The 9,482-nt window shown below is 62.3% G+C and carries 8 protein-coding genes; all 8 read right to left on the bottom strand.

Annotation, left to right across the window (positions count from 1 at the left end):
- Positions 1-13: 13 nt before the first annotated feature.
- A complete protein-coding gene (locus AC1DWZ_RS07780) occupies positions 14-310 on the bottom strand; it encodes an acylphosphatase (protein WP_477168310.1) in 297 nt (98 codons plus the stop codon).
- Positions 310-2,295 (bottom strand): acetyl-CoA carboxylase biotin carboxylase subunit, encoded by a 1,986-nt coding sequence (locus tag AC1DWZ_RS07775; protein ID WP_477168309.1) that lies wholly within the window; start codon positions 2,293-2,295, stop codon positions 310-312. Before AC1DWZ_RS07775 ends, AC1DWZ_RS07780 begins: the two co-directional genes overlap by 1 nt.
- 23 nt (positions 2,296-2,318) lie before the next feature.
- On the bottom strand, positions 2,319-3,851 hold the full coding sequence (locus AC1DWZ_RS07770; protein ID WP_477168308.1) for an acyl-CoA carboxylase subunit beta: 1,533 nt from the start codon (positions 3,849-3,851) through the stop codon (positions 2,319-2,321).
- Positions 3,852-4,014: 163 nt separating this feature from the next.
- Positions 4,015-4,722: an ATP12 family chaperone protein gene (locus AC1DWZ_RS07765; protein ID WP_477168307.1), complete on the bottom strand. Its 708-nt coding sequence runs from the start codon at positions 4,720-4,722 to the stop codon at positions 4,015-4,017.
- A gap of 4 nt (positions 4,723-4,726) precedes the next feature.
- Positions 4,727-6,793 carry an AsmA family protein gene (locus tag AC1DWZ_RS07760; RefSeq protein WP_477168306.1) on the bottom strand — a complete coding sequence of 689 codons (2,067 nt, stop codon included), beginning with the start codon at positions 6,791-6,793 and terminating at the stop codon, positions 4,727-4,729.
- A gap of 32 nt (positions 6,794-6,825) precedes the next feature.
- Positions 6,826-7,509 (bottom strand): HAD-IA family hydrolase, encoded by a 684-nt coding sequence (locus tag AC1DWZ_RS07755; RefSeq protein WP_477168305.1) that lies wholly within the window; start codon positions 7,507-7,509, stop codon positions 6,826-6,828.
- 18 nt (positions 7,510-7,527) lie between these two features.
- Entirely contained in the window at positions 7,528-8,541 is a 1,014-nt protein-coding gene (locus AC1DWZ_RS07750) for an RluA family pseudouridine synthase (protein ID WP_477168304.1), read from the bottom strand.
- Positions 8,542-8,566: 25 nt separating this feature from the next.
- Positions 8,567-9,223, bottom strand: a complete 657-nt coding sequence (locus tag AC1DWZ_RS07745; RefSeq protein ID WP_477168303.1) for a cysteine hydrolase family protein — start codon at positions 9,221-9,223, stop codon at positions 8,567-8,569.
- Between the last annotated feature and the right edge of the window lie 259 nt (positions 9,224-9,482).

Genomic DNA, 9,482 nt, shown 5'->3' with positions numbered 1-9,482 from the left:
GCTCTTCTTGTTTTCAGGAACCGGATCTTTTCGCGAAAGTATCGGGAATGTCGCCTGCGAAATCCTCAACACCGACACCCGTCACACGCGCGGCTGGCGGGCCTTGGTGGCAAGCCGCGATCATGTCATCGACCTTGGCCTGCGGGCCGGCAAAGAGCGCTTCGACCGACCCATCTGCACAGTTGCGCACCCACCCCTTGAGGCCGCGCGCCTGGGCTTCCTGAATTGTCCAGGCGCGGTACCAGACACCCTGCACCTTGCCCATGATCTGGCAGCGCCTGGCAACCCAGCCGGCGGGCAGGAGGGGCATCAGGCGAATTCCACAATGACCTGGTCGACGCTAAGGCTATCGCCGGATTTAGCGTGGATCTTGGCGACCGTGCCGTCGCGCTCGGCTTTGAGAATGTTCATCATTTTCATCGCCTCGACCACGCAAAGTTCCTCGCCGGCCTTAATCTCCTGGCCATCCTTGACCGCCAGCGACACCAGCAGGCCCGGCATCGGGGAGAGCAGATATTTCGACATGTCCGGCGGCTGCTTCACCAGCATGTGCCGGTCGAGTTCGGCCGCGCGCGGTGCCAGCACCAGGACATTGGCCTGGGCACCGGCATAGGTCAGGCGATAGCCGATGCCGATCCGGTCGATCTGGATCGTGATATTGCGCCCATCGATACGGCCGCGCCACAACACGTCGCCCAGCTTCCAGTCACTCACCAACTCATGGCTCTTCCTGCCGGCGATGACGGCGAAGCCCGCAGCGGTCTCAGCCACAGTCGCCTCATGCTTGGTGTCGCCAAGCTTCACGACCCATTTGCCGTCGACCATGCTGCCATTGGCATGGAAGCGCGGTGCGCGGGCGTGGGCGCGCAGCTCATAGCGGTGATGGACGACGGAGGCCACGGCAACCAGGTCGGAGAGAGCTTCTGCCGGCAGGGCAACGCCATGGAAGCCGTCGGGGAACTCCTCGGCGATGAAACCGGTGGTGAGACGGCCGGCAGCAAAGCGTTCATGGGCCATCAAGGCGGAGAGGAACGGCATGTTGTGGTTGAGGCCGCGGATGTAGAACGCATCCAGCGCCTCGCGCATGGTTTGTGTCGCCGATTTGCGGTCGGGGCCATAGGCCACCAGCTTGGCGATCATGGGGTCGTAGAACATGCTGATCTCGGCACCTTCATAGACACCGGAATCGACACGCACGCTGGACCCGCCTACCGGCTCTCGGTAGCGCACCAGGCGGCCGGTCGAGGGCAGGAAATTGCGCAAGGGATCTTCGGCATAGACGCGGGCCTCGATCGCCCAGCCTTTCAGCTTCACGTCCGCCTGTTTCAGCTTGAGTTTCTCGCCATAGGCAATGCGGATCATCTGTTCGACGAGGTCGAGGCCGGTCACCATTTCAGTGACCGGATGCTCGACTTGGAGGCGCGTGTTCATCTCGAGGAAATAGAAATTACGCTTGCCATCGACAATGAATTCGACCGTGCCGGCGGATTTGTATTTGACCGCCTTGGCCAGCGCCACCGCCTGTTCACCCATGGCGGCCCGGGTCTTTTCATCGAGGAAGGGGCTTGGCGCCTCCTCGATTACCTTCTGATGGCGGCGCTGGATCGAGCATTCGCGCTCGCCCAGATAGAGGCAGGTACCGTGACCGTCGGCCAGCACCTGGATCTCGATATGGCGCGGCTCCTCAATGAACTTCTCGATGAAGATCCGGTCATCGCCGAAACTGGCCTTGGCCTCCGACGTCGCGGAGCGGAACCCGTCCTTGGCTTCGGCATCGTTATAGGCAACGCGCATGCCTTTGCCGCCACCGCCGGCCGAGGCCTTGACCATGACCGGATAGCCGATCTCGCGGGCGATCTTGACGGCATGATCGCCGTCCTTGATCACCTCGAGGAAGCCCGGCACCATGTTGACGCCGGCAGCCTTGGCGAGTTTCTTCGATTCGATCTTGTCGCCCATGGCGTGAATGGCATGGGGATCAGGACCGATGAAGGTGATCTTGGCCTTCTTGAGCGCCTCCGCGAACTTCATGTTTTCGGAAAGGAAGCCGTAGCCGGGATGGACGGCTTCGGCGCCCGTGGCCTTGCAGGCTTCCACGATCTTCTCGATGACGAGATAGGAGTCGCGTGCCGCCGCCGGACCGATCGCCACGGCTTCGTCAGCCAGTCGCACATGCAACGCATCCGCATCGGGTTCCGAGTAGACCGCCACGGTCTTGATACCCATGGCCTTGGCGGTCTTGATGACGCGGCAGGCGATCTCGCCGCGATTGGCAATCAGGATCTTCTTGAACATGGCCCTACTTCTCCCGCCCCGGCTTAAAGCGGGATGTTGTCGTGCTTCTTCCAGGGATTCTCGATCTTCTTATCCCTGAGCATGGCGAGTGACCGGCAGATGCGCTTCCTCGTCGAATGCGGCATGATCACGTCGTCAATGAATCCGCGCGCCCCAGCGACAAAGGGTGTGGCGAATTTCTGGCGGTATTCCTCGGTCCGTTCGGCGATCTTGGTCGCGTCGCCCGCATCAGCGCGGAAGATGATCTCGACCGCGCCCTTCGGGCCCATGACTGCGATCTCGGCCGTGGGCCAGGCGAAATTGACGTCACCGCGGAGATGCTTCGAGCTCATGACGTCATAGGCACCGCCATAGGCCTTCCGGGTGATGACCGTCACCTTCGGCACCGTCGCCTCGCCATAGGCAAAGAGCAGCTTGGCGCCATGCTTGATGATGGCGCCATGTTCCTGTGTCGTACCCGGCAGAAAGCCCGGCACATCAACGAAGGTCACGATGGGAATCTCGAAGCAATCGCAGAAACGCACGAAACGCGCGGCTTTACGGGATGAATCGATGTCGAGGCAGCCGGCCAGCACCATCGGCTGATTGGCAACGATGCCCACCGTCTCGCCACCCAGCCGCGCAAAGCCGGTGAGAATGTTGTGTGCGAAATTGGGCTGCAGCTCGAAGAAGTCGCCCTCATCCACCACCTTCTGGATGAGTTCCTTCATGTCGTAGGGCTTGTTGGGGTTGGATGGGATCAAGGTATCCAGCGACATCTCATCGCGGTCGATCGGGTCCGTCGTCGGCCGCGCCGGCGCCTTCGACCGGTTCGAGGCAGGCAGCATGTCGACAAAGCGGCGCACTTCCAAAAGTGCCTCGACATCATTTTCGAAGGCGAGATCAGCAACGCCGGATTTCTGGCTATGGGTGACAGCGCCGCCCAATTGTTCGAAGGTTACGGTCTCATGGGTCACGGTCTTCACCACTTCGGGACCGGTGACGAACATGTAAGAACTGTCCTTCACCATGAAGATGAAGTCTGTCATGGCCGGCGAATAGACCGCACCGCCGGCACAGGGGCCCATGATGACGCTGATCTGCGGCACGACGCCGGATGCCATGATGTTGCGCTGGAACACCTCCGCATAGCCAGCGAGCGATGCTACCCCTTCCTGGATGCGGGCACCGCCGGAATCGTTGATGCCGATGACGGGGGCGCCGACACGCAAGGCCTGATCCATCACCTTGCAGATTTTTTCGGCATGCGCCTCGGAGAGCGAACCACCGAAGACGGTGAAATCCTGGCTGAAGACAAAAACCAGCCGGCCATTGACGGTGCCATAGCCGGTCACCACACCATCGCCCGGGACACGCTGCGAGCCCATGCCGAAATCATGGCAGCGATGTTCGACGAACATGTCCCATTCTTCGAAGGAATCCGGGTCGAGCAGCAATTCGATACGCTCGCGCGCTGTGAGGCGGCCCTTGGCATGCTGCGCCTCGACGCGCTTCTTGCCACCGCCGGCACGCGCTGCGGCGCGCTTCTCTTCCAGCTGTTTCAGGATTTCCTGCATCGGCTAGTCCCCCTCCCACGAAAGAGTTCGCCCCGCGCTTATTTTCCGCAGGTGCGAAAAGCGCGTCCTGGATAGCATGAAGAATCGGCAAACCCAAGGAAAAGCGTGCTTTTCCAGGCGTTGTCGGAGGGTTCAGACCGCCTAATCATCACATGAATGGGTTTCAAGCCAACAGATCGAGAAAGCGCCGGGCCGAAACCAGTTCGGCCAATTGACCAATGCGCCGGTCGACGGCTTCCTTATCCTCGCCCCACCGTTCGGCCTGATAAAGCTCGTCGAGCTGGGCCGCATGAGCCCCCTGTTCCGCGGTCAGTTCCCCTTCCGCGACGGCGAGCGCAATGACCAGCGACCCGGCGCCATAGACCAGCGTCGCCAGCGCCGAGAGCTTGAAGGCGTCGTAGCCGTCGACGACCCGTGTCAGCGCTTCCAAAGTGGCCGGAGGCTGCGGGATGGCGACGATACCATTGGTCACGTTGAGCGAGACGTCATAGCGGCGGCGCAGCCAATCCAGGAGCGGATCCCAGACCTGGGTTTCCCGTTCCACCAAGGTCGGCGGTTCGCTGGCGCGGTAGCAGATGAGGTCCGTGGCGGCATAGCCTGCCAGATCAGCTACGATGCGGGCGCGTTCCGCCGCGACCCGGTCGATGGCGGTGGCGGCGAACTGCATCAGGGGCATGCTGTGCGGGCGAATCTTTTCGCTCTGCGCGTCCCATTCCCCCGCAATCGCCACGGCCATGGCCTTGGTCGGCAGATAGAGATCGTTCTTTGCCGGCGAACGCAGCACCTTGCCATCCAGCGTCACCTGCCAGCCACGCGCATCTTCGGTCATGGCGACGGATTTATAGAAGCGGCGCGGTGCCGAACCCAACATTTGATCAATTCCCGAAGATATTGGTGATGCCGTCGCCGATCGATTCCAGCGCCTTGCCTGTTTCCTTGCCGATCTTCTTGGCACCGTCGCCGACACCTTCGATGACCTGACCGGCACCTTCGCCCACCCCTTCGATCACCTGGCCCGTGCCGTTGATGATCTTCTCGCCCGGTGCCGCCGAGCTGCCAGCCTTGACGCCGGCATCGAGCGCCGAGCGGCAGGGATTGGGGCCAAGATCCTGCGACGAACCCAGGCCGGTCACGGCCGATAAGGCGCCGAAGGTCGCGAAATTGGCGGCGCGGGTGGCAAAACCCGCTGTGTTTTCAATGGTCCCCAGCGCATCGGGCGTCACGCTCGGCTTTGACAACGGGCCGGTGACATTCATCGGTACGGCGAGATTGGCTAGGTTGACCTGCTTCGACTGCGTGTCGAGATGAAGGTTGAGACGCTCGGCACCGAGATCGATGGTGCCCGACCCCAGCACCGTGGCACCTGGCGTATCCAGCACAATGCCGCGCGACTGGGCGATACCGTTCTTGATGTCAAAACGCGTCACCAGGCAATTCACCTGCGAGGCATCGTTGCTGCCGCCGAAGGAAATGAGCCCAAACACATCGGCGAATAGCAGGCGCACGAAATCATTCTGCAGCCGGCCGCTGCCGGTTTCGAACAGCACGTTGCCATTGGCAGATGCCATCAACGCGCGCAGGGAAGCGGCCGGGCCGCTCAATTCGACTTCGAGATTGGCGTTCTTGGCCTGCAACACGCCGGCAAGACCCATGGTTTCGAGCAGCGGAACCGCCGCCACATCGTCCGCCCGCATGCGCACCACCGCAGGCGGCGGGGATTGCATGCTGTCGAGCGTACCGCCGGCAGAGAAACGTCCGTCGACCAGATTGCCTGTCACATTGGTGAGGTCGAGCTTGCCGTCCCGCAGATGCAGTTCGATGCTGGCATTCTTCAGCGGATAGGGACCATGGGCAAATTCCTGCGCGGTCCACAGGACATCGGCGTCCAGCATGTCGAGCTGCGGGATGTCCCAAGGCTCGCCTGAGAAAGCCTTGCCGTCCTTGGGGCCTTTGTCCGGCCCCGAGAGAACCGGCTCCAGGCCGAAATCCTTGCTGGCAAGATGCGTCGAGGCGAGACGGAGGCCGACGAACGGCCGCTTTTCACCCAGTGTATATTCCATGTCGCCGGTAAAATCGCTGTCCCCCACACGGCCGCTGGCGGCGGTGAGCTTGTAGCTGCCCTTGGCACCAGCCAGATGTCCGGCGATGCGATAGGGTCCCTCGCCCGGCAGCTTGAAATCGCCGAAGGTGACAGCACCATTGGAGATCAGCGACAGGTCGAGATCGATCCCCTCGAGCTGGGCCGGATCGGCGATCTGTCCGCTGGCCGTAAAAGCGACCGCGCCAACGCTGCCCTTGAGGTCGAGCGGCAATGGCCCCTGGGTGAACTGCCGCAAGGCGCCGATCTGCCCGTCGGCAGCAAGCTTCTCGCCCGCCATTGTGGCGCGCAAGGCAAGCGTGATCGGCGCACCGATCGCGGCCGATTGAGCTGCGAGGTTGTCGATGTCGATGCGCCGCGTGACGCCGGATTGACCGTCGTGGTAGCGGATGCTCAGGCGATCGACCAGCACATCTGCGACATGGGGCAGAGGCGCCGAGCCACTGGTGCCACCACCCATCACCCAATTGCCGGTGCCATCCTTGTCCGTTTCCAGCAGCACGTCGGCGTCGGACAGGATGAGGCGCTTGATGATGATCTGGTCAGAGAGCAGCGGCAGCAATTCGATCTCGGCGGTCAGCCGATCGAATTTCACCATGGCGGGCTCGGTACCCCATTCGGCATTGCGGAAGGTGACCTGGCTCACCGTCAAGGTGGGTGACATGGAGATGCCAAGCTCGACATTGCCAGCCAGAACTAGATCGCGCCCGGTCGCCGCCTTCACCTGGGCCGCGATGAGGTCCTTATAGGCGTTGAAGTCGGTCGATTTGACGATGGCGACCAATGTCACCGCGAGGCCGATCGCCAGCATCACCAGCCCGGCCAGAATGGTCTTCAACCGCATCGGGCGCTTCCTCCCATAATCCGGTGGGGATTTTAGCGGTTGGCGGAAAGGCTTTGCAAATAGGGGATGAGCTCAGTCGGAGAATTCAGCACCCGGTGCGCGCCGGCAGCCGTTAATTCCTGCCCCGGATGATAGCCCCAGCTGACCCCGATGGCGGTCGCACCGGCGGCACAGGCCATTTCCATGTCGAAGCTGGTATCGCCGATCATGACCGTTTCCGGCGCCTCGCAGGCGGTCTCCGCCATGGCGCGGAGGACCATGTCGGGGTGGGGCTTGCTCAACGCCCGGTCGGCCGTCTGAAGCGTGTGGAAGCGCTCCCGGAGGCCGTGGAGGGCCAAAGTATGCTCCAACCCCACCAGATTCTTGCCCGTGGCCACCCCTAAGAACAATTCCGGGTGGTCAAGGGCAAGGATGAGGTCACGGATTCCCTCATAAAGCGGCTCGGCAATGCCCCCCTCGCTGCGCAGGGCCCGGACGATGACACGATAGGCTTCGGCGATCTCGCCGGCGGCAGCCTGCTCTTCCGCCGGCAGCAGCCGCGCCACGGCGATTTCAAGGCTGAGGCCGACCTGGCGACGCACGGCATCAGGTGTCGGCAGCGGCCGGCCGAACTGGCCGAAGGCACCCTGCATGGCGGCGATGATGTTCTGCTGACTGTCCACCAGCGTGCCGTCGCAATCGAAGATCACGAGGCGATAGCGACCAACCGGCGGCATCCTGGATCTGTCCCCGGCTCAGATATCGAGGTCGGCGAACGGGTCCGAATCCGGCTCGCTCGCGAACTCGAAGAAATCCCAGGTCTTCTGCATGTGGGGCGGCAAAGGCGCCGTCACATTGATGACGCCGCGGGTCGGGTGCGGAATGCGGATCGAGCGTGCGTGGAGATGCAGCTGGTTAGCCAGCGACTCCCGTGCGAAATAGGCTTTGGCGCCGGCATATTTGCCGTCGCCAAGGATCGGCGTCCCCAAGGCCACGCAATGGGCGCGCAGCTGATGGGTGCGGCCGGTGACCGGCATTAAGGCAAGCCAGGCCGCCTTGTCATGGGCGCGCTCAACCACCGCGTAATAGGTGACGGCCTTCTTGCCGTCATCCTCGTCGATCTGCACGCGCTCGGCAGATCGCCTGCCGACGGCCGCGACACTCTGCTTGGCGAGCGGCGCATCGATCTTGCCCTCGTTCATCTTCGGGGCGCCGACGGTCACCGCCCAATAGACCTTGCGGGCGGTCTTGTGCCGGAATGCCTCGGCAAGCTTCCTTGCTGCAGCCTGACTGCGCGCCAGCACCAGGCAGCCTGAAGTGTCACGGTCGAGGCGATGGACGAGACGGGGCCGTTCGGGCGCATCGAATTGCAAGGCTTCGAGCATGGCATCGATGTTGGTGTCGAGACCGGTACCACCCTGGACGGCGAGCCCGGCCGGCTTGTTGAGGACGATGACGTCGGCATCCTTGAAGAGGACCGCCTTGCGCAGCATCTCAGTTTCCTTGGCCGTGATCGGCCGCGGGCCGCTTGGCGCATCCATGTCGGGACGCGGTTCATTGGCATCGCCCAGCGGCGGAACACGCACGACCATGCCGGGCGCCAGGCGGTCAGCAGCCTTGGCGCGCTTGCCGTCGATACGCACCTGGCCGGTGCGCAGCAGCTTCTGCAGACGCCCATGGGTGAGATGCGGGAACTTGCCCTTGAACCAGCGGTCGAGCCGCTGATCGCCATCCGATGCGGTGATGGTGAATTGTTGGACGCCACTCATGACGCGTGGCCGGAAGAGATGTTCATCAGGCGGCTTGCCGGCTGCGTGACAACCAGTCGAGCAATTGTTCCGTCGCCATCAGGTAAACACCAATCTGCGCCAATTCATTGAGACCGACATCGGTGGCACCCGAAATGGCGTCGGTCGCCAGCACCATGCGGAAATCGCGGTTGGCCGCAGCATACACGCTGGAGCGTGGCGAGGTGGAGAAATCGGTCCCGCAGATGACAATGGTGCTGATACCCAGCGCCTTCAGATGTTCCTCAACCGGGGTCTGGAAGAAGGCGGAGAGGCGCGGCTTGTAGCCGATCCATTCCTTGGGTCCGATCTCCTGCAGCTTGCCGTCGAGCAGCAATTCGGGCTCGATCCGCTGTGTTGCGTCGGGCTTGAGATCATCAATCAGTTCGCAGCCCAGAGTCCCCGGCATGACGATGCGCTGGCCGGATTCAATCTGCGCGCGGTGGCAGAGATCAACATTGGAACCGTTACAGCGATAGAGCCGCACCATGTGGACGATGGGGGCACCCAGCTGCCGGAAGGCCTGGGTCAGGCGCTGCATCTGCGGCACGGCCGAGAGCGAACCGCTGACGGAAGCAGGCCCATTGGGCAGGATAAAATCGCGCTGAGCGTCGATGGTGATAAGGGCTACACGATCACGTTCGGGCGAAAGATAATCTTGCATTCTGACAGCTCGCCTTTATCCAGCGGTTTGGCCGCCACCACTGAGGAACACCGGTGCCCTGCTGGGCAAGCGCGGCATCCCTCTTTTGGATTGCCTCGTATTCCTTAGGCTTTCTGCGGGGACCCTAACCAAGCTGGTTTCAGGCGACAAGCCCTTCATCTTGCATGGCGAAGCCGCCTCCCATGCAGACCTTGCCCCTTGCCTTTTTACGCGGAGCAAGTCCGGACTTTGCCGTATCGTTAACACTCACATCCGGCTT

The organism is Dongia sp. P2_B8 (assembly GCF_056404715.1).
This window is presented reverse-complemented; position numbering and strand designations above follow the sequence as displayed.

What these genes read in the sequence shown, in the direction of transcription:
- AC1DWZ_RS07760 (WP_477168306.1), bottom strand. Translation starts at nt 6,793, where the DNA reads ATGCGGTTGAAGACCATTCTGGCCGGGCTGGTGATGCTGGCGATCGGC.
- AC1DWZ_RS07745 (WP_477168303.1), bottom strand. Translation starts at nt 9,223, where the DNA reads ATGCAAGATTATCTTTCGCCCGAACGTGATCGTGTAGCCCTTATCACC.
- AC1DWZ_RS07750 (WP_477168304.1), bottom strand. Translation starts at nt 8,541, where the DNA reads ATGAGTGGCGTCCAACAATTCACCATCACCGCATCGGATGGCGATCAG.
- AC1DWZ_RS07765 (WP_477168307.1), bottom strand. Translation starts at nt 4,722, where the DNA reads ATGTTGGGTTCGGCACCGCGCCGCTTCTATAAATCCGTCGCCATGACC.
- AC1DWZ_RS07770 (WP_477168308.1), bottom strand. Translation starts at nt 3,851, where the DNA reads ATGCAGGAAATCCTGAAACAGCTGGAAGAGAAGCGCGCCGCAGCGCGT.
- AC1DWZ_RS07775 (WP_477168309.1), bottom strand. Translation starts at nt 2,295, where the DNA reads ATGTTCAAGAAGATCCTGATTGCCAATCGCGGCGAGATCGCCTGCCGC.
- AC1DWZ_RS07755 (WP_477168305.1), bottom strand. Translation starts at nt 7,509, where the DNA reads ATGCCGCCGGTTGGTCGCTATCGCCTCGTGATCTTCGATTGCGACGGC.
- AC1DWZ_RS07780 (WP_477168310.1), bottom strand. Translation starts at nt 310, where the DNA reads ATGCCCCTCCTGCCCGCCGGCTGGGTTGCCAGGCGCTGCCAGATCATG.